The organism is Stenotrophomonas pictorum JCM 9942 (assembly GCF_001431585.1).
In the GTDB taxonomy this organism is placed as follows: Bacteria; Pseudomonadota; Gammaproteobacteria; order Xanthomonadales; family Xanthomonadaceae; genus Stenotrophomonas; species Stenotrophomonas pictorum.
The window spans coordinates 1-21,759 of record NZ_LLXS01000045.1 but is presented as its reverse complement, the minus strand read 5'-3'; the positions used below and the strand labels follow the sequence as shown (position 1 = coordinate 21,759).

Annotated in this window: 18 protein-coding genes; 10 read left to right on the top strand and 8 right to left on the bottom strand. The window is 65.0% G+C overall.

Annotated elements, in window-relative coordinates:
• Positions 1-67 precede the first annotated feature (67 nt).
• Positions 68-637, bottom strand: a complete 570-nt coding sequence (locus ARC78_RS13225; protein WP_054658312.1) for an NUDIX hydrolase — start codon at positions 635-637, stop codon at positions 68-70.
• Positions 638-824: 187 nt separating this feature from the next.
• On the opposite strand from ARC78_RS13225, the gene ARC78_RS13220 reads away from it, so the two are divergent.
• From ARC78_RS13220 to ARC78_RS13195, 6 genes are all read left to right on the top strand, one after another.
• Positions 825-2,294 (top strand): amino acid permease, encoded by a 1,470-nt coding sequence (locus tag ARC78_RS13220; protein WP_054658301.1) that lies wholly within the window; start codon positions 825-827, stop codon positions 2,292-2,294.
• Between the two features lie 78 nt (positions 2,295-2,372).
• Positions 2,373-3,818 (top strand): amino acid permease, encoded by a 1,446-nt coding sequence (locus ARC78_RS13215; protein WP_054658303.1) that lies wholly within the window; start codon positions 2,373-2,375, stop codon positions 3,816-3,818.
• A gap of 232 nt (positions 3,819-4,050) precedes the next feature.
• On the top strand, positions 4,051-4,698 hold the full coding sequence (locus ARC78_RS13210) for a methylthioribulose 1-phosphate dehydratase (protein ID WP_054658305.1): 648 nt from the start codon (positions 4,051-4,053) through the stop codon (positions 4,696-4,698).
• 74 nt (positions 4,699-4,772) lie between these two features.
• Complete coding sequence (locus tag ARC78_RS13205; protein ID WP_054658307.1) at positions 4,773-5,327, top strand: 1,2-dihydroxy-3-keto-5-methylthiopentene dioxygenase; 555 nt, start codon at positions 4,773-4,775, stop codon at positions 5,325-5,327.
• 53 nt (positions 5,328-5,380) lie between these two features.
• Positions 5,381-6,082, top strand: a complete 702-nt coding sequence (gene mtnC, locus ARC78_RS13200; RefSeq protein WP_054658309.1) for an acireductone synthase — start codon at positions 5,381-5,383, stop codon at positions 6,080-6,082.
• Positions 6,083-6,312: 230 nt separating this feature from the next.
• Positions 6,313-6,810: an MgtC/SapB family protein gene (locus ARC78_RS13195; RefSeq protein ID WP_054658310.1), complete on the top strand. Its 498-nt coding sequence runs from the start codon at positions 6,313-6,315 to the stop codon at positions 6,808-6,810.
• A 20-nt stretch (positions 6,811-6,830) separates the two neighbouring features.
• Here ARC78_RS13195 and ARC78_RS13190 read toward each other — a convergent pair whose 3' ends face one another.
• Together ARC78_RS13190 and ARC78_RS13185 are read right to left on the bottom strand one after the other, a co-directional pair.
• Positions 6,831-8,000: a metallophosphoesterase gene (locus ARC78_RS13190; protein WP_057506507.1), complete on the bottom strand. Its 1,170-nt coding sequence runs from the start codon at positions 7,998-8,000 to the stop codon at positions 6,831-6,833.
• A 200-nt stretch (positions 8,001-8,200) separates the two neighbouring features.
• The gene (locus ARC78_RS13185) at positions 8,201-10,027 is read right to left on the bottom strand and encodes a DUF885 domain-containing protein (protein ID WP_057506506.1); all 1,827 of its coding nucleotides are present in this window, start codon (positions 10,025-10,027) and stop codon (positions 8,201-8,203) included.
• 212 nt (positions 10,028-10,239) lie between these two features.
• Here ARC78_RS13185 and ARC78_RS13180 point away from each other — a divergent pair, with 212 nt between their 5' ends.
• Positions 10,240-11,511, top strand: a complete 1,272-nt coding sequence (locus ARC78_RS13180; RefSeq protein WP_057506468.1) for an amino acid permease — start codon at positions 10,240-10,242, stop codon at positions 11,509-11,511.
• Between the two features lie 105 nt (positions 11,512-11,616).
• Here the strand turns inward: ARC78_RS13180 and ARC78_RS13175 are convergent, their stop codons facing one another.
• From ARC78_RS13175 to ARC78_RS13165, 3 genes are all read right to left on the bottom strand, one after another.
• Positions 11,617-11,976, bottom strand: coding sequence for a BON domain-containing protein (locus ARC78_RS13175; RefSeq protein ID WP_054658361.1), 360 nt, complete (start codon positions 11,974-11,976; stop codon positions 11,617-11,619).
• A gap of 231 nt (positions 11,977-12,207) precedes the next feature.
• Positions 12,208-12,489 carry a DUF3247 family protein gene (locus ARC78_RS13170; protein WP_054658359.1) on the bottom strand — a complete coding sequence of 94 codons (282 nt, stop codon included), beginning with the start codon at positions 12,487-12,489 and terminating at the stop codon, positions 12,208-12,210.
• 195 nt (positions 12,490-12,684) lie between these two features.
• Positions 12,685-14,808, bottom strand: a complete 2,124-nt coding sequence (locus tag ARC78_RS13165; RefSeq protein WP_054658357.1) for a M13 family metallopeptidase — start codon at positions 14,806-14,808, stop codon at positions 12,685-12,687.
• A 346-nt stretch (positions 14,809-15,154) separates the two neighbouring features.
• Between ARC78_RS13165 and ARC78_RS13160 the strand changes: the two genes are divergently transcribed.
• Complete coding sequence (locus ARC78_RS13160; protein WP_057506467.1) at positions 15,155-15,688, top strand: hypothetical protein; 534 nt, start codon at positions 15,155-15,157, stop codon at positions 15,686-15,688.
• Positions 15,689-16,069: 381 nt separating this feature from the next.
• On the opposite strand, the gene ARC78_RS13155 is transcribed toward ARC78_RS13160, so the two are convergent.
• The gene (locus ARC78_RS13155; RefSeq protein WP_054658353.1) at positions 16,070-17,941 is read right to left on the bottom strand and encodes a DEAD/DEAH box helicase; all 1,872 of its coding nucleotides are present in this window, start codon (positions 17,939-17,941) and stop codon (positions 16,070-16,072) included.
• A 291-nt stretch (positions 17,942-18,232) separates the two neighbouring features.
• Between ARC78_RS13155 and ARC78_RS13150 the strand changes: the two genes are divergently transcribed.
• Both ARC78_RS13150 and ARC78_RS13145 read left to right on the top strand, forming a co-directional pair.
• Positions 18,233-18,583, top strand: a complete 351-nt coding sequence (locus ARC78_RS13150; RefSeq protein ID WP_054658351.1) for a nucleotide pyrophosphohydrolase — start codon at positions 18,233-18,235, stop codon at positions 18,581-18,583.
• Positions 18,584-18,609: 26 nt separating this feature from the next.
• Positions 18,610-20,496, top strand: coding sequence for a DUF2075 domain-containing protein (locus ARC78_RS13145; protein WP_054658349.1), 1,887 nt, complete (start codon positions 18,610-18,612; stop codon positions 20,494-20,496).
• 73 nt (positions 20,497-20,569) lie between these two features.
• Here the strand turns inward: ARC78_RS13145 and ARC78_RS13140 are convergent.
• On the bottom strand, positions 20,570-21,759 hold a 1,190-nt coding region (locus ARC78_RS13140), incomplete at its 5' end, for a hypothetical protein (protein ID WP_206742680.1).

Here is a 21,759-nt window from a genome sequence, read left to right as displayed (position 1 = left end):
GGCAACCGCCGCCGCGCACATTCCGGCCGCCATAACGACGGCGCCAGAGGCCCGGACAGCTCCAGGATCACCCGTCGGAAGACGCTCCCCGCATCCGCGCCAGCCACCGCTGCGCCATGCGCCGTATCGATTCGTCATCCGCTTCGGCGATCTCGGCCACCGGGCGCCAGGCCAGCGCCAGCGACTCGTCACTGACCAGGAATTCCTCCGAACCACCCGCCATCACCACATAGCGCACGTCGTAATGCCAATGCCCCGGCACCTCGCCGCGCGCGGGAATCCAGTGCCGGTCCAGGTCATGGATTTCCACCGAGGCCAACACCAGCCCGGCCACCCCCGACTCCTCCTGCGCCTCGCGCAGCGCCACCGCCGCCAGGTCATGGTCGCCCTCGGCATGACCGCCCGGTTGCAGCCAGCGCCGCAGCTTGCGGTGATGGGTCAACAGCACGCGCCGGCCATCGCCACTGACCAGCCACGCGCTGCCGGTGAAGTGACCGGCCAGACGCTGGCGGGTGAACGGGTCCACTCCACCGGCGTCGAGCAGGGCCACAAATTTCCGCGCGAGGGCCGTCTGCTCCGGCCAGCGCCGCGCATAGTCCTCCAACGCCCCCCGCAACCGTTGATCCTGCTCATGCATGACTGCAAGCACATCCAGACGTTTCACTCCGGCGGTCATTATCGCCATCCATGTTGCACCTGCGCTTGTCGAGTCTGGCGGCGTTTGGCAAGGTAGTGCGGTTGCCTGTCATTCAGTTTGAGACACAACACAACGGCCCCGTCACCTGTGGTGTTCGGGCCAACACATCGCTCGGGAATTACGCGGAATGCTGAAAACACTGTTGAGGGTCAAGCCGGTCGAACCGGCCGCACATGTCGATGCCGGGGAACCGGTCGAAGGCAGCCTGCAAGGCGAAGCCACACTCAAGCGCACCCTCACCGCCCGGCACCTGATCCTGCTGGGCATGGGCGCGGTGATCGGCGCCGGCATCTTTGTCGTCACCGGCCAGGCCGCGGCCAACCATGCCGGTCCGGCAATCATGCTGTCCTTCGTGCTGGCCGGGCTGGCCTGCGCCTTCGCTGGCCTGTGCTACGCCGAGTTCGCCGCGATGATCCCGGTCTCCGGCAGCGCCTATTCCTACGCCACCCTGGGCGAAGGCATGGCCTGGTTCATCGGCTGGTGCCTGGTGCTGGAGTACCTGTTCGCCTCGGCCTCGGTGGCGGTGGGCTGGTCGGCGTACATGATCAGCTTCCTCACCACCACCTTGAACCTGCCTTTCCCCGATGCACTGACCGCCGCGCCCGTGGTCTGGGAAGACGGCCAGTTCATCGCCTCCGGCAAACTGTTCAACCTGCCGGCGGTGCTGATCGTGGCGGCGATCGCCGGCCTGCTGTACGTGGGTGTCACCCAGTCCACCTTCGTCAACGCGATCATCGTGGCGATCAAGGTCACCGTGATCTGCCTGTTCGTCGGCTTCGGCGCGATGTACGTGGACCCGGCCAACTGGACCCCGTTCATTCCGGAAAACACCGGCACCTTCGGCGAGTTCGGCTGGACCGGCGTGTTCCGCGCCGCCTCGATCGTGTTCTTCGCCTACATCGGCTTCGACGCGGTCTCCACCGCCGCAGGCGAAACCCGTGATCCGCAGCGCAACATGCCGATCGGCCTGCTCGGCTCGCTGGCGGTGTGCACGGTGATCTACATCATCGTCTGCGCGGTGCTGACCGGCCTGTTGCCATACACCCAGCTGGGCACCGACAAGCCGGTGGTCACCGCGCTGGAAACCTACGCCAAGCTGACCTGGCTCAAGACCTGGGTCGAGATCGGCGCCATCGCCGGCCTGTCCTCGGTGATCCTGGTGATGATGATGGGCCAGACCCGCGTGGCCTACACCATCTCCCGCGACGGCCTGCTGCCGTCGATCTTCGGCAAGGTCCATGCGAAGTACCGCACCCCGCACCTGAGCACGGTGATCGTCGGCGTCATCGCCGCCGCCCTGGCCGGACTGGTGCCGCTGAGCGTGCTCGGCGAACTGGTGGCGATGGGCACCCTGCTGGCGTTCGCCACAGTGTGCATCGGCATTCTGGTGCTGCGCCGGACCAAACCGGATATGCCGCGCTCGTTCCGCGTGCCGGCGGTGTGGTTCATCGCCCCGGCCGGCGCGCTGATCTGCTTGGGCCTGTTCGCCATGGCCTTCGCCGCGCACTGGCTGGTGTTCGTGCTGTGGAACGTGCTGGGCGTGGCCATCTACCTGGGCTACGGCATGCGCCACAGCAAGCTCAACAAGCGCGCCTGATTTCCCACTGACGACCGGCGCGCTGTGCGCCGGCTTTCTTGCGCGGCCACCGCGCACCGACCAGCGAAGACCCGAACCATGTTCAAGCAACTGTGGGCCACCAAGCATCCGCACGCCGCACACAAGGAGGCCGAAGGCCTGAGCCTGCGCCGCACCCTGGGCCCGTGGGGTCTGACCGCACTGGGCATCGGCGCGGTGATCGGCGGCGGCATTTTCGTCATCACCGGTACCGCCGCGGCCAACCATGCCGGCCCGGCGATCATGCTGTCCTTCCTGCTGGCGGCCATCTGCTGCGCGTTCTGCGCCCTGGCCTACGCCGAGTTCGCCTCGATGGTGCCGGTCTCCGGCAGCGCCTACACCTATACCTACGCGACTTTCGGCGAGCTGTCGGCCTGGTTCATCGGCTGGATGCTGGTACTGGAATACGGCGTCTCCGCCTCGGCGGTGGCCGTCAGCTGGACCGGCTATTTCCTCAGCTTTCTCAGCCATTTCGACATCCACCTGCCGGCCGCGCTGGTCAACGCCCCGCTGGACGCGCAGCTCAAGCCCACCGGTGCCATCGCCAACCTCCCGGCCGCCGTGCTGGTGCTGTTGCTGACCTGGCTGTGCTACGTCGGCATCCGCAAATCCTCGGCCATGAACATGGGCATGGTCATCCTCAAGACCGGCCTGATCCTGCTGGTGATCTTCGCCGGCTGGAAATACGTGGACACCTCCAACTGGACCCCGTTCATTCCCGCCAACGAGGGCCCGGGCAAGTACGGTTTCGAGGGCGTGCTGCGTGGCGCGGCGATGGTGTTCTTCGCCTACATCGGCTTCGAGGCCGTCTCGGTGGCCGCGCAGGAATCGCACCGGCCGCAGCGCGACATGCCTATCGGCATGCTGCTGTCGCTGGTGGTGTGCACCGTGCTGTACATCGCCATGGCCGCGGTGATGACCGGACTGGTGCCGTACACGCTGCTGGGCACCGCTGAGCCGGTGGTGACCGCGGTGGCCGCGCATCCGCAGCTGAGCTGGCTGCGCATCATCGTCGAGGTCGGCGCGCTGATCGGTTTGGCCTCGGTGGTGTTGGTGATGGTGATCGGCCAGCCGCGCATCTTCATGATCATGGGCCGCGACGGCCTGCTGCCGCCGGTGTTCACCCGGATCCACCCCAAGTACCGCACCCCGCACATCAACACCGTCATCACCGGTATCGGCATCGCGCTGCTGGCGGCGCTGTTCCCGCTGGACATCCTCGGCGAGCTGACCTCGATGGGCACACTGATCGCCTTCGCCGCGGTCTGCGCCGGCGTGCTGGTGCTGCGCCGCACCCAGCCGGACCTGCCGCGCCCATTCCGTATCCCGATGGCATGGCTGGTATGCAGCCTGGGCGTGATCAGCTGCATCGCCCTGCTCACCGCCATGACCGCCCACAACTGGATGCTGATGGGCGTGTGGACCGCCGCCGGTTTCCTCATCTATTTCCTCTACGGCATCCGTCACAGCAAGCTCCACGCCGAGAACACCGGCAAGGGCGGCTGATCCGGTCACTGCCGTGCCATGGATACCGCCCGGGTGCGCCAGCGCCCGGGCTTTTTCATGGCGCCCATCCATGCGCGCCCCCTCCGGCGGCGTTGCCGCGAGAATGGCTGGCCTGCCGTTCCTGCATGACGCACAGCCGCTTGCCTGAGCCTGCGCACCCGCGCCGGGCAAACCCATACGTTCCATCCGGATAAAGGAATGGATTGCTCCGGCAGTTGCTAGAATGCCGGCCATGAACGCGCCTTCCGCCCCCTACGACACCCAGCGGCTGAGTGAACTGGCCCAGCTGCTGATCGACAACGTCCGCGAACTGGCCCAGGCCGGCTGGACGCCCGCCACCAGCAGCAACTTCTCGCACCGGCTCGATGACCAGCACGCGGCCATCACCGTGTCCGGCAAGGACAAGGGCCGCCTGATCGAGAGCGACATCATGGTCGTGGACTTCGCCGGCAAGGCCGTCGGCCGGCCGCTGCGGCCCTCGGCCGAAACCCTGCTGCACACCCAGCTCTACGCCCGTTTCGCGGACGTGGGCTGCGTGCTGCATACCCACTCGCCGGTGCAGACCATCGCCTCGCGCCTGTTCGCCCCTCAAGGCCATATCCGCCTGGACGGGTACGAGCTGCTCAAGGCCCTGCACGGCAACTCCACCCACGAAACCACCGTCGACCTGAAGGTGTTTCCCAACACCCAGGACATGGACGTGCTGGCCGCGCAGGTGGAAGCCGAACTCGACAAGGGGCCGATGTGGGGCTACCTGATCGACGGCCACGGACTGTATGCGTGGGGCCGCGATATGGCCGAGGCACGCCGCCATCTGGAAGCCTTCGAGTTCCTGCTGCACTGCGAACTGGAGCTGCGCAAACTGCGCGGCAACGCCTGATCTCTTCCGCACGGCACGCCGCCGCACCGGCACGTGCCTGCTACGCTCCCCCTCCCCCCGTCGAGTCCATCGCCATGAGCCGACTGCGCATTTTCAACGACACCACCCCGGACACCCCGCTGCTGGACAGCCGCGACGGCGCGGTCATCGCCGCCGAACTGGAGAAGATCGGTGTCACCTTCGAACGCTGGCAGGCCAAACACCCGGTCACCCCGGGCGCCAGCCAGGAGGAAGTGTTCGCCGCCTACCGCGAGGACATCGACCGTCTGGTCGCCGCGCACGGCTTCAAGAGCGTGGACGTGGCCTCGATCGCACCGGACAACCCCAACCGCGCCGAGATCCGCGCCAAGTTCCTTGACGAGCACTACCACAAGGAAGACGAAGTGCGTTTCTTCGTCGCCGGCTCGGGCCTGTTCACCCTGCACGTGGGTGACAAGGTCTACGAGGTGGAGTGTGTCAAGGACGATCTGATCTCGGTTCCAGACGGCGTCACCCACTGGTTCGATATGGGCGAGGAGCCCAGCTTCGCCGCGATCCGCTTCTTCACCGAGCCGGACGGCTGGGTCGGCCATTTCACCGGCACCGACATCGCCCAGCGCTTCCCGCGTTACGAAGCCAGCGCCGCCTGATCCCGCGCGGTCACCGCTGCGTGGCCGCCGCCCCTGCCTTGAAGACTTTCCGCATGTCCCAGCCACGCGCCATCCTCACCGACATCGAGGGCACCACCTCGAGCATCTCCTTCGTCAAGGAAGTGCTGTTCCCCTACGCCCGCGCCGCCCTGCCCGGCTTCGTCCGCGAACACGGCCAGCAGCCGGATGTGCGTCGCTGGCTCGACGCGGTGGCCACCGAAATCGCAGCCGGCGCCTGCCAGGACGAGGTCATCGCTGAAACCCTGCAGGGCTGGATCGACCAGGACCGCAAGCACACCGCGCTCAAGGCGCTGCAGGGCATGATCTGGGAGGTCGGCTACCGCAACGGCGACTACACCGCCCACCTGTATCCGGAAGTGGCCGCGGTGCTGCGCGGCTGGCAGGCTGCCGGGCTGCCGCTGTACGTCTATTCCTCCGGCTCGGTGCCGGCGCAGAAACTGTTCTTCGGCTTCTCCGATGCCGGCGACCTCAACGGCCTGTTCTCCGGCAATTTCGACACCGAGATCGGCGGCAAGCGCGAAACCGCCAGCTATGCCCGTATCGCCGAGGCGATCGGCATTGAACCGAAGGACATCCTGTTCCTGTCGGATATCGTCGAGGAACTGGATGCCGCCCGCGAGGCCGGTCTGCAGACCGTGCTGCTGGACCGCCTGTCCGACTACCCGATGCCGCGCACCGGCGACGCCACCCACGGCCACACCCGGGTCGAGAATTTCCAGCAGATCACGCTCTGAACCGGCAGTGATACGACGGAAAACGGCCCCTTCGGGGCCGTTTCCTTTTCCCGTCAACAGAACCGCCGAGTTTTGCCGCACAAGACGGCCCGCCAACCGGCACTGGCCCGCACCGCTTCGATTCGTTGGCAACGCCAGCCCCGGCCGGCGCCACGCCGGCGCTGTGATGAAACCCTCTTCGCGGCGACCATGGCACCATCGCGGCCGGCACTTCCGGCAGGAACACGCAGATGGGTATCGCTTCACAGATCGGCCAGGCACTGGGCGCCGAATTCGCCATTCCGGACCTGGGCACGTTGACGGTCATCGTCTCGCGCCTGCTCACCGCCATCGTGCTCGGTGGCGCGCTGGGGCTGGAGCGCGAAAGCAAGGGCCGTGCGGCCGGGCTGAAGACCCATATCCTGGTCAGCCTGGGTTCGGCGCTGTTTGTGCTGGCGCCGCTGCAGGCCGGCGCTTCCACCGGCGATGTCACCCGGGTGATGCAGGGCATTGTCTCGGGCATCGGCTTTCTTGGCGCCGGCGCCATCCTCAAGCTGGACAAGGAAGAACGCGTACAGGGCCTGACCACCGCCGCCGGCATCTGGATGACCGCCGCCATCGGCATGGCCGCCGGCATGGGCATGCAGATGGTGGCCGTGGCCACCACCGTGGCGGCGCTGGCGGTGGTCAGCACGATTCCGAAACTGATGCCCGACAGCATGGACCCGGACAACACCAGCGACAGCTGACGGCAGTCCCAGCGCTCGGCTCAGTGCGCGCGGGCCTGCGCCGCGCGCCGCAGCACCAGCACCTCGATCCGCGACGGCACGCCCAGCCGCGCACTGAAACCGTCCCACTGCCCCGCGCCGCTGCTGACGAACAGGGTCATGTCCTGCACCCGGTACTCGCCACGCACGTAGCCGTGGTTGAACGGTGCCACGACCCAGCGATCGAAGCCGGGCATGTGGCCGCCGTGGGTATGTCCGGAGATCTGCAGATCCACCGCGCCGGTTGCCGCCGCGGCGCGCGCCTGCTTGGGCTGGTGGGCCAACAGCACGTGCACATCACTGCCACGGGCCGCGGCCACCACCGCCGGCAGATCCGGCGCCAATCCGCCGTGCATGTAGGGCGAGGCCCGCAGCGCGGCCAGATCCCCCACGCCCGACAGCGCCAGCGTCCGGCCATGGATGTCCAGCGTCGCGGTCTGGTTCTCCAGCACGCCCAGGCCCATCTGCCGGAAGTGCGCCATCCAGCGCGCATAGCCGTGGTAGTACTCGTGGTTGCCCGGCGCCAGCCACACGCCATAGGGCGCCTGCAGATCGGCCAGCGCGGTGACAAATGGCGCGGTGTCCTCCACTTCGCCATCGACCATGTCACCGGGCAGCACGATCAGGTCGGGCTTGACCGCCAGCGTCGCCGCCACGATGCGCTCGGTGCGCCAGCCGCGCTTGACCGGGCTGATATGCAGATCGGCCAGCACCGCCACCCGCAGCCCGTCCATCTCCACCGGCAGGTTCGGCACCACCAGTTCGCGCTCCTGCACCGCCGGCGGCTTCAATCCATTGCCGATGCCCAGTGTCGCCAGCAGCACGATCACCGCCGCCGCGCCCTGGTTCAGCCCACGCCCATGCCACAGCGTGGCCAGCGCAGCCTGGCGTGGGAACAGCCGCGTCAGCAGCCAGCCGGCCTCGCGCAGCAGCAGGAACACCAGCAGCAGGATGAACATCACCAGCACCCAGCCGAACACCAGCTGGATCCATGCCTCCACCGCGTAGGCGAACACATCCAGCCGCCACAGCGTGGCAAACGCCAGCCCCAGCAGCGCCAGGGCTAGGCTGGGGCCGATATGCCAGCGCCGCTGGCGCTGGGACAGGAAGTGCACGGGCCACCACAGCCACAGCGCCATCAACGGCAGGATCAGGGAAACAATCAGGGTCATCATCGGTAACAGGGGCACGCATCCGGCAACGACCGGTACGCACCCTCACAGGGGAAGGGGAAACAGCGCAGCACTGTGCCATGGCGCGATGCCATCGGCGCCGGCGTGACTGGAACACTCCGTCGCCGCGCGTGCCGGTGCGCCACAAACGGCAAGGGCACCGCCTTGGCGATGCCCTTGCCAGGTCACTCCACCGCAGATTACTTGGACTTTTCAGCAATCCACGTATTGATCTTCTCGTCCAGCACATCCAGCGGCACCGAGCCGTCCTTCAGCACTTCAGCATGGAACTGGCGGATGTCGAACTTGTCGCCCAGCTTCTGCTCGGCACGTTTGCGCAGCTCTTGGATCTTCAGCTCGCCGGTCTTGTAGGCCAGCGCCTGGCCCGGCCAGGCGATATAACGCTCGGCTTCGGCAATTGCGTCCGGCTCGCTCACCGAGGAGTTGGCGAACATGTAGTCCAGCACCTGCTGGCGGCTCCAGTTCTTCGAATGCAGGCCGGTATCGACCACCAGCCGCACCGCGCGCCACAGCTCGCCCTGCAGGCGGCCGAAGTAGCTGTACGGATCGGTATACACACCCAGATCCTTGCCCAGGCTTTCGGCATACAGGCCCCAGCCCTCGATGAAGGCGGTCTCACCGCCGAAGCGGCGGAACGCCGGCACGTCCTTCAGTTCCTGCTGCAACGCCAGCTGGAAGTGGTGGCCGGGAATGGCCTCGTGCAGGAACAGGTCTTCGGCGTCCCAGGTCTTGCGCGTGGGCAGATCATAGGTGTTGACGTAGAAAATGCCCGGACGGGTACCGTCCTCGCTCGGCGTCATGTACGACCCACCGGCCGCCGACTTGGCACGGAACGCCTCCACCGGACGGATCTCGAAGCCGGCCTTGGGCGTGAGCGAGAACAGCTTGCCGACGTTGGCGTTGACCTTGGCTTCCAGCCCGCGGTAGTGCTCCAGCAGCGCCTGCTCGGACTTGAACTCGAACTGCTTGTCGTTCTGCATGAACTTGAAGAAGTCCTGCAGCGAGCCCTTGAAGCCCACCTGCGCCATCACCTGGTTGATCTCGGCATGGATGCGCGCCACTTCGGACAGGCCGATGGCGTGGATCTGCTCCGGCGTCTGCGCGGTGGTGGTGCTCTCCTTGGCGTTGAAGGCGTACCACGCCTTGCCCTCGGGCAGTGCATCCAGGCCCACGGTGTCGCGGGTGGCCGGCAGGTACTCGTTGGCGATGAAGTCACGCTGCTTTTTGATCGCCGGCATCAGCTGATCGGCGATCAGCGTGCGGTAGGCCGCGGTCAGGCGGTCCTTGTCGGCCTGGGGGAAATCGGCCGGCATGGCCTTGATCGGCCCCCAGAACTGGCTGTCCTCGGGCTTGGCGGTGAGGATCTCGTCGAATTGCGGCACCACCTTTTCCATCAGCACGCGCGGCTGCACCACGCCGGCCTTCATGCCCTCGCGCATGTTGCCGATTTCGGTCTCCAGCACCAGCGGGATGCGGCCGGCACGCGCCAGCCAGTTGTCGTAGTCCTTCACCGTCTTGAACGGCTGCGCCACCTGGCCCGAACCCAGCATCACCGCATAGCTCACGGTCGAGCCCATCTGGTTGACCGGCATCATCCAGGTCGGGAACTTCTCCCCTTCCAGCGACTGCTTCTGCTCCTCGACGAAGATCCGGTAGCTGAGCAGGTCCTGCCCGGACAGCCCGGCATCGCCGAGCTTCTCCACCTTGCCCAGCCACTCGGTGCTGAAATCATGGCTCTGCTGGCGGAACTCGGCCGAGGCGAAGTTCGGCAGCTGGTCGTTGTAGCGGTTGTCGCCCTGGAACGTGGCCTGCAGCGGGTTCAGTTTGAGCACGCCTTCCCAGTAGTCGGCATACAGCTGGTTCAGCTGCGCGGCCTTGTCGGCCTGCGGCGCCTGGGTGGTGGCATCGCCCGCGGCCGGCGGCGAAGACGGCGAGCACGCCGTCAGCGCGGTGGCCAGCGACAGTGAGACGGCATACGCCAGAGGGCGGAAGTTCATCGGGGGTATCCATACGGTGGACGAGGTGGCCAGCGTCGATCCAGAACGCTCCCCAGGAAAGGGCCAAAGGTCACGCCGGGCCGGCCCGTCGCGGCCCGGGCGCTGAACCGTCATAATTCGCCCCCTCCGCGTTCCGGCCCTGGCGGCCGCCGCTCCTTCTTCTCCCGCCCGTCCGCCGCCCCTGGCTGCGCCGGAGTGGCCCATGCCGTTGCCGTATTCCTATGACTAACTCTCGCCGCCCCCTGGGCTTCTGGTCCGCCACCGCGCTGGTGGTCGGCAGCATGATCGGCTCGGGCACCTTCCTGCTGCCCGCCACCCTGGCCCCGTATGGCGCCGCCACCCTGATCGGCTGGGCCATCACCCTGTGCGGCGCGCTGCTGCTGGCCGTCACCTTCGCCCGGCTGGCCAAACGCTGGCCGCAGACCGGCGGCCCCTACGTGTTCGCCCGCAACGCCTTCGGCGAGCTGCCCGGCTTCATGGTGGCCTGGAGCTACTGGATCTCGATGTGGTGCGCCATCGCCGCCATCGCCGTGGCCTTCGCCGGCAGCGTCGGCGCCATCTTCCCCGCCCTGACCGCCACCCCGGTACGGGCGGCGGCCTGCGGGCTGGTCGCGCTGTGGCTGTGCGCTGGGGTCAACCTGCTGGGCGTGCGCGAGGCCGGCCGCCTGCAGCTACTGACCACCGTGCTGAAAGTGGTGCCGCTGCTGCTGTTCGGGCTGGTGGCGCTGTGGTTTGTCGACACCGGCCATTACGTGCCTTTCAACCCCAGCGGGCAGTCGCTGGGCGCCGTGGCCGGCGCCACCGTCGCCCTGACCCTGTGGGCGATGATCGGCCTGGAAGCGGCCACCGTGCCGGCCGACTCGGTCGATGACGCCCCGCGCACCGTGGCCCGCGCCACCGTGGCCGGCACCGCCATCGCCGGTATCGCCACCGTGCTGGCCTGCACCACCGTGATCGGCCTGCTGCCGGCCGATGTGCTGGCCCACTCCGGCGCGCCGATGGCCGATGCCGCCGCCGCGCTGTGGGGCCCGACCGCCGGCATGTTGCTGGCCGTGGTAATGGCCATCTCCTGCGTCGGTGCGCTCAACGGCTGGACCCTGCTCTCGGCCCAGCTGCCGATGGCCGCCGCCCGCGACGGCGTGCTGCCGCGCGCCTTCGCCCGCGAGAACCGCCGCGGCGCACCGGCCTTCGGCGTCATCATCAGCTGCCTGCTGGCCACCGTGCTGGTGATCTGCAACTACAACCGCTCGCTGGTGGACCTGTTCAAGTTCTCGGTGCTGCTGTCCACCGCCGCCACCCTGCTGCCCTACCTGGCCGGCTCGGCCGCCTGGCTGTGGCGCGGTACCGGCACCGGCTCGCGGATCGCCGCCGCCGGCGCACTGGCCTTCAGCGGCTACGCCATCGTCGGCGTCGGCAGCGAAGCGCTGGCCTGGGGCGGCGTGCTGGTCATCGCCGGCCTGCCGATCTACTTCTGGCTGCGCCGCAAGGGCTGAGCCCGATCCGCAACAGAAAACGGCACCGCCCATGCAGTGCCGTTTCGGGTGACGCTGGCAACAGCGGCATCGCGGCCGCTGCTGTCATTGGATGTTCCGTGCCTGCTAGCGTTCCGGTTTGGCCACTACGCGCAGCTTGTCGGCATCGACCTGTTTGACGCCCTTGATGCCGCGTGCCACCGCAATGGCGCGATCCTTCTCGCTCTGGTGGTTCACCGTGCCGCTGAGCATCACCGTGCCATTGACCGTTTCGACCGTGATCTCCAACCCCGGCACGTTTTCCGTCGCCAACAGGTCGGCCTTCACCTTGGTGGTGATCCAGGTATCACTGCCCGGCTGATGCGATTCCGCGTGGGTCTTGTCATGTTCCGTCGGCGGATTCTTGTCCTCGCCGGCAAAGGCGGTGCTGACGCCCAGCGGCAACAGCGCCAACAACAGCCATCGACTCGTTTTCGCCCGGTTCATTGGATTTTCCTCGGATGGAGCAGGAACGCTCCGGGTGCAGCCTCGCACCGCCGGGGTTAATGCCATGCCTTTGCCGAAGCCGTAGCGCTCATGTCCGCCTGACATTGATGTATGCGGATTCAGCAAAGGGACCGGTCCCGCTCCGCTGCAGCTGCCGTTCCGCCATCGCCGTGCAACCGGGCCCGACAGCAGGCATCCACCGGCACGCCATGGGAAGAACCCGCGGGGCGATCAGCACGTCCCCAGCCGCTGGAAATGCTCCACCTCGTCCAGCCAGACCCGCTGCACGCTTTTTCCGCCGGTATCCAGCGGCAGCACGCCGTTGGTGCCTTCATTGCCGCCTTCATCCAGGAACTGCAGTATCGACGGGCGCTCGACCACCGTCCCGGTCAGTGTCGCGCCCCCGCGCAGGTGCAGCTCCACCACCAGCTCAGCATCCAGCGCGGCCTGCAGATCCTTCAGGCGCTCGATGGTGGCCTGGTCGGTATGTACCCGGGGTGCAATCTTGCTCATAGTGATTCTTTCATCCTGGCGGCCGGGGCCGCACCGATGCTCCGTGTGTTAATGGGAGGCCCACACTGGCCTGCGCGCGGGAAAACCGGGGTGAAGACGCCGGGCTACGCGCCTTCGCGATGGTCGTTTAAAGAGGGGCCACCAACAGCAAGGGCCCCGAAGGGCCCTTGCTGTTGCAACACTCACACCTGTCGATTACCAGATGCGCACGCGGTCTTCCGGGGCGATGTACTGCTTGTCGCCGGCCTTCACGTTGAACGCGTCGTACCACGCATCGATGTTGCGCAGCGGGGCGAAAGCGCGGATGTGGCCCGGCGAATGCGTGCCGTTGACCAGCTGCTGGCGCAGTGCGTCGTCGCGCCACAGCGTGCGCCATACCTGCGCCCAGCCCATGAAGAAGCGCTGCTCGCCAGTGAAGCCGTCAATCACCGGCGCCGGCTTGCCGTCCAGCGAGCGGCGGTAGGCTTCCAGCGCGATGGTCAGGCCACCCAGATCGCCGATGTTCTCGCCCATCGCCACGCGGGCGTTGATCTTCATGCCCGGCAGCTGCGGGAACTCGAACGCCTCGTACTGCGCGCCCAGCTTGGCGGCCTGCGCCTCGAACTTGGCCGCGTCTTCGGCGGTCCACCAGTCACGCAGCACGCCGGCCCCGTCGGACTTGCGGCCCTGGTCGTCGAAACCGTGGATGATCTCGTGGCCGATCACGCCGCCGATGCCACCGTAGTTCACCGCCGGGTCGGCGGACGGATCGAAGAACGGCGGCTGCAGGATCGCGGCCGGAAACACGATCTCGTTCTTGACCGAGTTGTAGTACGCATTGACCGTCTGCGGGGTCATGCCCCACTCGTTCTTGTCGACCTTCTGGCCCAGGCGGGCGCGGCGGTAATCCCACTCGAAGGCACGGGCGCGCAGCGCGTTGCCGACGATGTCGCCGTTGCGCACTTCCAGCGCGCTGTAGTCGCGCCACTGTTCCGGGTGGCCGATCTTCAGGCCGAAGCCCTTGAGCTTGGCGTGGGCCTCGGCCTTGGTGGCCGGGCTCATCCAGGCCAGCGTGTCCAGGCGCGCGCCCATCGCCAGCTTCACGTTGGAAACCAGCGCGTCCATCTTGGCCTTGGCATCGGCCGGGAAGTACAGCTTGACGAAATCGCGGCCGATGGCCTCGCCCATGATGCCTTCGCTGTAGCTGACCGCGTTCTTCCAGCGCGGCTTGGGCTCCGGCTGGCCGGACAGGAACTTGGCGCGGAACTCGTACTCGGCATCGACGAAGTTCTTCGACAGCAGACCGGCCGCGTCATCGGTGGTGTGGAACGCCAGCCACGCCTTGAGCGTGTCCAGGTCGGTGGCGGCAAACACCTTGGCCAGCGCCGGAATGGCGGTGTTCTGGCGCAGCACCACGCTCTCGGCTTGGCCAACACCGGCAGCGTCGAACAGCACGTTCCAGTCCACCTGCGGCGCCTGCGCGGCCAGCTCGGCGCGGGTCAGCCGGTTGTAGGTCTTGTCGCGGTCACGGCTCTCGGCGCGGGTCCAGTGGCCCTTGGCCACCTCGGTTTCCATCGCCATGATCTTCGCCGCCGCGTCAGCCGGCTTGTCCCAGCCGGCCAGGGTCAGCAGCTGCTCGATATAGGCCACATAGCGCGCGCGCTGCGGGGCGAACTTCTCGTCCAGATACATCTGGCGGTCGCCCAGGCCCAGGCCGGACTGGCCCATATACAGCGTGTAATGCTCCGGGTCGCGCTGGTCGTCGGAGACGCCAAGGCCGAACAGCGTGGCGCCGAAACCGGCATTGCTGCGACCCATCAGCGCGGCGATGGCCGACTTGTCCTTGGCCGCGCGGATCTCGGCCAGCATCGGCTTCAGCGGTTCAGCGCCGGCCTTTTCGGCGGCGGCCTCGTCCAGGAAGCCACGGTACAGCGCGGCGATCTTGGCGCTGTCGCCATCGGTGGCCGGGTTGCCCAGCGCATAGCCTTCCAGCAGCTGGTGCACGCGCGCCTCGGACAGGTCGCGCAGCGCCAGGAACGCGCCAAAGCTGGACTTGTCCGACGGGATCGGGGTGTTCTTGGCCCAGTTGCCGTTGACGTAGGCGAAATAGTCATCGCCCGGCTTGGCACTGGTGTCCATGCCGGCCGTGTCGATGCCCCAGTTGCCCATGCGCGGCGCGGCGATGCTGGCGCCTGCGGTGGCACTGCCGGCCTCGGTGGCGGCAAACAGGGTTTGCACCGTGCATGCGTCATCCACGCAGGCGTGGTCCTGGCCGGCGGACGCCGAACCGGCAATCCCCAGGGCCAGCAAGGTGGCGGTGGTCAACAGCGTCTTTTTCAACAGAACTCTCCTGGTAAAGGGTGGCGGAGCCGATTCCCCCGGCCCCTCGCGTGCAGGCAAGCATAGCCAGCTTTGCCCACAAGCCCATGTGCCGGAGGCCATGCTGCAGCGACACAAACCACGCCCCACGCTCCCTGCAGGAGCGACGCCGGGTGGCCTCGGGCCATCAGTCGCGACCGCCCGGCCCAACTCCCCTATGCAGCGGCACCGGGTGGCCTTGGACCATCAGTCGCAACCTTCCCACTGTCACAAGAACGGTAGCCCCCCGCTCCACCTTGATACATGTCACCTCGCGGGCGATGCCTGCTTGCTACGGTTGGGGTACGCCTGAACCGATGCCACGACCATGAAGATGCGCTCCCTCCATGTCCCCGCCACCGCCCTTGCGCTGGCCCTTGCCGTGACCGCCTGTACCGCCGGCAATGATCACGCCCCGGCCGCCGACACCGCCGCTGAAGCAAGCACCGCAGCGCCCGCCAGCTCCAGCCACGCCCATGCCGCCGCATCCGCCCCCGCCCCGGTACTGGCCGAAGGCCAGCGCTGGCAAACCGACGAGCCGCTGCGTACCGCCATGGGCCGCATCCATGCCGAGGTACTGAAGAACCTGCCCGCTTTCCATGACGCGCGGCTGCAGGCCGCCGACGCCGCCGCCCTCGCCGATGTGATCGACAGCAACGTCCAGTACATGTTCGCCCACTGCAAACTGGCCCCCGAGCCCGATGCCGCCCTGCATGTGCTGATCACCCGGATGCTCACTGCCGGCGCGCACCTGCGCGAAAACCCCGCCTCGGCCGAAGGCATGCCGGAACTGGTGGCCGCGATCAACACCTACCAGGCAACCTTCGATCACGAAGGCATGCAGCCGCTCACCCACGACTGAGGCAAAGTGCCGGCCCGTTCTCGACGGCCCCAGCCTCAATGCAACCGGATTAAAAAACCCAGAGCCCTGTCATGCGGGGCTTTGCGTTGCGGCGATCTAATTGTCGTTCAAACCATTGGGCGCGCGCGTCTGCAGCCGCTCCTTCCAGGTGTTCTCTACCTGCACCACGTCTTCAACCAACACATCCGGCGACAGTGGTCCACAGCGTCTTTTTCAACAGAACTTTCCTGGAAATAATGGCGGAGCCGATTCCCCCGGCCCCTTGCGTGCGGGCAAGCATGGCCGGCTCTGCCCACCTTCCCATGTGTAGGAGGCCATGCGGCGACGGTAGCGGTTGCAGCGCGTGCTTGGACCTTCGATCAGAAGGCAAGCCGGTACACGTTATCCAACCAGCGCCCCCTCAAGCGCACCGCGTGCATGGGTGATCGCCGTCGCCAGCCGCTGGCTGAAATCGGAAGGGCGATCACTGAGCAAAATCAGCCGCTCCAGTGCACGGGTCATCGCCACATACAGCAGCCGCGCCTCTTCCGCCGGCTCGGCGTTATGCAATGGCAACTGGCCGAGGCCAGGAATCAGCACCAGCGGAAACTCAAGGCCTTTGCTGGAATGCATGCTCACCAGCTTCACCGTGTCGCCGCTGGCAAACAGCGCATCGCGCCCTTGGGTACTGAGCGCCGAGGTGAAGGGAATCGCGGCCCGTTGCAGAATCTGCTCCAACGCCTTGGCCTGATAATTGGTGCGGTAGATCACCGCCATGTCCGACCAGCTTTTCCTTTCTTCGGCCGCCTGCTGCAACGCCAACACCAGCTCACGCATTTCCTCACCAGTGTGAGCGCATTGGCGCAACTCCGGATATGGTCCATGGCGCCCTGCACTTTCCGGCAACACCTGCGGCACACCATCCTCATCGGCATCCCGCGCATTGAGCAGCTCCTGTGCGAAGGCCCGCGCCACTGCCAGCACCTGCGCGGTGTTGCGGTAATTCAGGCGAAGGATGGTGGTGCGCCCCTGCGCCCGGATACCGACACTGGAAAAACTGAAAGCACGCCGTTTCGGCCCCGGGCGATAGATCGACTGCGCATCGTCATACAGCACCAGCAACGAATCGGATGCCGGATCGAGCATCTGCACCACCAGCTGGAACCAGTCCGGCTCAAAGTCGTGCCCCTCATCGATCAGAATCGCCGCGTACTGCGAACGTGGCACACGCCCCTGCTCCACTCCATTTATAAGCGTGGACACCATCTGCTCGTTGCGCGTGTCGAAATCCATCCCATAAGCCGGCTTGGACAGGTGGTAGCTGGTGAGCATCTCCCCGCACCAGCCATGGAAGTGATGCACCACCACCCGCCCCCCACCACCCCGCTCGTTGATGATCTGCCGCAATCGCGCGGCCAGTGAACGGTTGAAGCAGAGTATCAGCACAGGCTTGGGTACCGCCTGCGCGATATGCAGACTGCGATAGGCCAGAATCATGGTCTTGCCGCTGCCCGCCACCCCATGGATCACCCGGTGGCCTTCTCCCAGCGAACGGGCCAACTGCTCCTGCTGCAGGTCCATCACCTTCATCAGATCAGGCAACACATCCTGCTCGGGGGAAAACAGGCCGAACTGACCCGGCATGTGATTGACACGCAGCTCGGGAAACAGATGCCCGCGTACCCGGTCAATCTGCGGCAGGCTCAACTGGCAGTGGAACACCTGGGTGAACATGTCCCAAAGCCGCTGCTGGAAATCCTCCGCCTCCACGCTCTCGGTCATTTCATCCGAACAGATGACCCGCTGCGGGTCCAGCACCTCGCCCCAGCCGGCCTCGTTGAACTGCTTGCGCGTGATGCGGGTAAGCACTGCACCCCAGCCGTATGGCATGCAGAGCCTGCCGGCATAAGGCGTGTTGGCGGCCTGCTTCAAGGCGGGGTCTTTTTCCAGCAAGCTGGTTACGCTGAGCACATACTGCCGCGCCTGCAGCTGCGGATTCACCACTTTCTTGATGCCGCCGCCGACATGGATCTGCGCCTGCGTGCGATCCATGGCCTGTACCGTTTCCACCCGCCAATCCTTGACCTCCAGCACCAGCAGGCCCCGACTGGGATGTAGCACGATGAAATCCGGATAGACCGCCTTCGGCCCCACCGGCACGTTGCACCACACCAGATAGTCGTCTTCCAGCTTGCGCTGCAGGCGCTCGGCCAGGCGGCGCTCGCCCGGCGTATCAAACCGGCATGCGGAAAACTGGGGAAATAGACGGGCCATAAGGTTCCTTCCAAGGACGCGCCGCCAGTTATACGCAATTACCGACCGGTCAGCTCATCCTCGCAGGCATGGATCTGATGGGCGGACGCCGAACCGGCGAAACCCCGGGCCCGCAAGGTGGCGGTGGCTGCGGTGGCGGTTGCAGCGTTTGGAGGGGATCAGCCCTGAAAATCAAACTGTGTTCTTCCGGGGCCATCGAAATATCGCTGCCTCCCGCTTGAAATCCCCAACCACCGGCAGGTGTCTCATCACTACTGGTTTAAGATGGCAGCACAACGTCAGGCATTACCTATGAATACCGAGATACAGTCATTGCAGCAGGCACTTCGCGAATTTGCGCAGGCCCGCGACTGGGGACAGTTCCACTCTCCCAAGAATCTGGCCGCCGCACTCTCTGTCGAAGCGGCCGAACTACTGGAGCCCTTCCAGTGGCTGACAGAAGAACAGAGCAGGAATCTCTCCGGCGCCCAACTCGGTCAAGTCACCGAAGAAGTGGCCGATGTACTTCTTTATCTGCTGCAGCTGTCCGACAAACTGGGCATCGATCCGGTCCAGGCAGCATGGAAAAAATTGGAACTCAATGCGCTGAAGTATCCAGCTGACGCAGCACGGGGAAAAAGCGACAAGTACAACAAGCTGTAATCAACCAGACCTTAGGGGGAGGCGCGTTGATCGTTTATCAAGCCAACAAATCCGGTTTCATCAAGGACATCGAAAACCGCGGCATCGAGTACCAGATCGCCCGCACCTATCTGGACAAGACCGGCCGCTATGCGCCCGACGCTGAGCTCAGAGCCTGGCGTTCCTCCCTGCAAGAGATGGCCTCGGTCCTTCGGGATGACGGAATTCCCGACGACACAGGCATCGGCGTCGAATTCGGCATCCCCCAGACCTCCAAACGTATCGACTTCCTTATCTCCGGAAGCACGGCCGACGGCACACCCCACCTCATCATCGTGGAGCTGAAGCAGTGGTCGTCGTCCAAGCTTTCGGTCAAAGACGGAATCGTTGTCGCCCAGCGCGGCGGCCCGCGAGAGAGCGAAGGCCCCCACCCCTGCTACCAGGCATGGTCCTACGCCGCGCTTCTTGAAGGCTTCAATGAGGCCGTGCATGAGGGAGATGTTTCCCTGAAGGCCTGTGCCTACCTGCACAACTACACCGATGACGGCATCATCACCCATCCCCATTACGCTCCCTACATCGAGAAGGCGCCGATCTTCCTGAAAGGAAACACGGAGCGGGAAAGGCTGCGGAGCTTCATCAAGCAGCATGTCAAACGTGGCGACAATGCCGAGCTTCTCTACCGCATCGAGAACGGGCGCATCCGCCCTTCCAAGATGCTGGCCGACAGTCTCGTCAAAATGCTTCGTGGCAGCCGCGAGTTCATCCTCATCGACGAGCAGAAGCTTGTCTATGAAACCGCACTGGCGGCAGCCCGTACCGCTTCGTCCGACGCCAAACAGGTTGTCCTCGTCAAAGGCGGCCCCGGCACCGGCAAATCAGTGGTTGCCATCAACCTTCTCGTGGAACTGACCAGACTCGGCCTGCTTGCCAAATACGTCTCCAAGAACGCAGCCCCCCGCGCGGTCTACAAGGAAAGGCTGCGCGGGAACTTCAAGCAGGTGGAGATCGGCAATCTCTTCAGCGGCTCCGGCGGCTTCATCGAGACAGCCCCGGACACCTTCGACGCACTGGTTGTCGACGAAGCGCATCGCCTGAACCGGCACTCCGGGCTGTACGGCAACCTCGGCGAGAACCAAGTCAAGGAGCTGATACAAAGCGCCAAATGCACGATCCTGTTTGTCGATGATGACCAGATGGTCACCTTGGCCGATATCGGCCACTCCGACGAAATCCGCCACTGGGCCAACGAGCTTGGCGCCTCCGTCACCGAGCTGGAACTGGCATCGCAATTCCGCTGCAGCGGATCGGATGGCTATCTGGCATGGATCGACAACACCTTGGGCATCCGCGAGACCGCGAACACCTCGCTGGATCATGGCGACTTCGATTTCCGGGTCATCGACTCCCCCACCGAGCTGCATGCCCTGATCGCCGAGAAGAACCGGCACAACAACCGGTCGCGCGTCGTTGCCGGCTACTGCTGGGACTGGGAGAGCAAGAAGAAGCCCGAGGCCTACGACATCGTTATTCCGGAATTCGGCTACCAGCGGCAGTGGAATCTGGACAAGGACGGCAGCCTCTGGCTGATCGCCCCGGAGTCCATCGACGAGGTGGGATGCATCCACACCTGCCAGGGTCTCGAGCTGGATTATGTCGGGGTCATCATCGGCCCGGACATGGTTTTCCAGAACCACACCGTGCAAACCGACCCGTCAGGCCGCTCGAAGCAGGACCGTTCGATTCGCGGCTACAAAAAAATGGTGCAGAGCGACAGAGAAGAAACTCGGAAGCGGCTGGACCGGATCATCCGCAACACCTATCGCACCCTGATGACCAGAGGAATGAAGGGATGCTATGTGTACTGCACCGATCCGGAACTGCAGGCGCACCTATCAAAGGCCATCAAACCACTGGCACCGGTCGTGCTGTAGCGAAATGACGGCTTTCGGTCAAGCGCGCGCTTCGGAGCACCACTTAAAATAGGGGAAATAGTTCGTCGCAATGTCATCCAGATCCGACCCTCTTCTCCTCCGAAGCGGCCTGCTCTGCGGTCGCTCCGGCATCTTGGCCACGCAGTAGGAAAGCCGTCCAGAACTGCGGAGGAAACGGCGTTCGAAAGTGCCGGCATGCCATCAGCACCAAACCAAAAAATCCGTGACGGACCGCAGACGCGAACGAAAGATCAGGCACCGTATTCTGCGCCAGTAAGTCCCGATTCGCCTGTACCAATTCTGTGATGGTAGCTGGGAAGACGATGGGAGCTTCGGTGGTACCGGATTCGCGTTGCGCCGGCCCACGGTATAGAGAAGCATCCGTCTCCTCATCCGGATACCACAACTGTAAGCAGACGTCTTCGAACACATCAGACTGGAGGGATTGCAGTAGGTGGTACAGCTCCTTGTGCCCAAAAATTGCACACCAGTACAGGACGGTCGGAACGAGTGTGCTCAGGTGACGGAGCTTCTGCACCTTGGCCTCGTCCAATTGTCCGGCGTCGAATTCGACGAGGTCATCCAGCGAATCCGACGCGATCGGGAATCCCTTGGACCGACGAAAACTGTAGACCAACCTGTGGCCAATTTCCGAGAGCCACGCCTTGGCTGCACCTTCTTTCCCCGTCGAGAGCAGCAGAAACAAAGCTAGCGAAATCTCAATGGCGTGCCCATCGAAACGCGGGGAACCGGAGCTCGGGTTGTTCTGGATCAGCGCCACAACTGCATCGGCCACTACACCCGCATTGTTTACCGCAGCAGGATCATCAGCCCCTAGCGCACGTTGAAACTGAAGCACCCCAACCTCAGCTAGCAAGCCGATCTGTTCGAACACCTTGTTAGCTACCAAAGAACTCTCGGCTGCATAGCTGGATACCGCATCACGGACAAAGCAGTATGGCTGCAATTTGACGAAGTACGCGTGGCAAATTTGGTTGTGCAAATTGCAGATGTCAACATACGCCGACATGGCTGCCCTGTAGCTCATCAACTCTCGCGTGCGTACCCCCTCCCATGCCCACATGCAACAGCGCTCCCCCGCGAGGAAAGCGTTCAACAAATTTCCTTCCTGTTTTGCCCAATGGAACATCACTTCAAGGGCCAATGCGGCTGTTTTTAGTTGCCGAACGAACCGCTTTCGCACTCGACTGTCCGATACCGGCGCACCGTCTTTCGTTGGGCTGGTAATCCCCCCATTAACCA

Bases quoted from the DNA above. Each gene is read 5' to 3' on its own strand.
- ARC78_RS13175 (WP_054658361.1), bottom strand. From the start codon at position 11,976: ATGAACCGGGCGAAAACGAGTCGATGGCTGTTGTTGGCGCTGTTGCCG.
- ARC78_RS13210 (WP_054658305.1), top strand. From the start codon at position 4,051: ATGAACGCGCCTTCCGCCCCCTACGACACCCAGCGGCTGAGTGAACTG.
- mtnC (WP_054658309.1), top strand. From the start codon at position 5,381: ATGTCCCAGCCACGCGCCATCCTCACCGACATCGAGGGCACCACCTCG.
- ARC78_RS13195 (WP_054658310.1), top strand. From the start codon at position 6,313: ATGGGTATCGCTTCACAGATCGGCCAGGCACTGGGCGCCGAATTCGCC.
- ARC78_RS13155 (WP_054658353.1), bottom strand. From the start codon at position 17,941: ATGGCCCGTCTATTTCCCCAGTTTTCCGCATGCCGGTTTGATACGCCG.
- ARC78_RS13180 (WP_057506468.1), top strand. From the start codon at position 10,240: ATGACTAACTCTCGCCGCCCCCTGGGCTTCTGGTCCGCCACCGCGCTG.
- ARC78_RS13225 (WP_054658312.1), bottom strand. From the start codon at position 637: ATGCATGAGCAGGATCAACGGTTGCGGGGGGCGTTGGAGGACTATGCG.
- ARC78_RS13220 (WP_054658301.1), top strand. From the start codon at position 825: ATGCTGAAAACACTGTTGAGGGTCAAGCCGGTCGAACCGGCCGCACAT.
- ARC78_RS13215 (WP_054658303.1), top strand. From the start codon at position 2,373: ATGTTCAAGCAACTGTGGGCCACCAAGCATCCGCACGCCGCACACAAG.
- ARC78_RS13160 (WP_057506467.1), top strand. From the start codon at position 15,155: ATGAAGATGCGCTCCCTCCATGTCCCCGCCACCGCCCTTGCGCTGGCC.
- ARC78_RS13190 (WP_057506507.1), bottom strand. From the start codon at position 8,000: ATGACCCTGATTGTTTCCCTGATCCTGCCGTTGATGGCGCTGTGGCTG.
- ARC78_RS13170 (WP_054658359.1), bottom strand. From the start codon at position 12,489: ATGAGCAAGATTGCACCCCGGGTACATACCGACCAGGCCACCATCGAG.
- ARC78_RS13150 (WP_054658351.1), top strand. From the start codon at position 18,233: ATGAATACCGAGATACAGTCATTGCAGCAGGCACTTCGCGAATTTGCG.
- ARC78_RS13205 (WP_054658307.1), top strand. From the start codon at position 4,773: ATGAGCCGACTGCGCATTTTCAACGACACCACCCCGGACACCCCGCTG.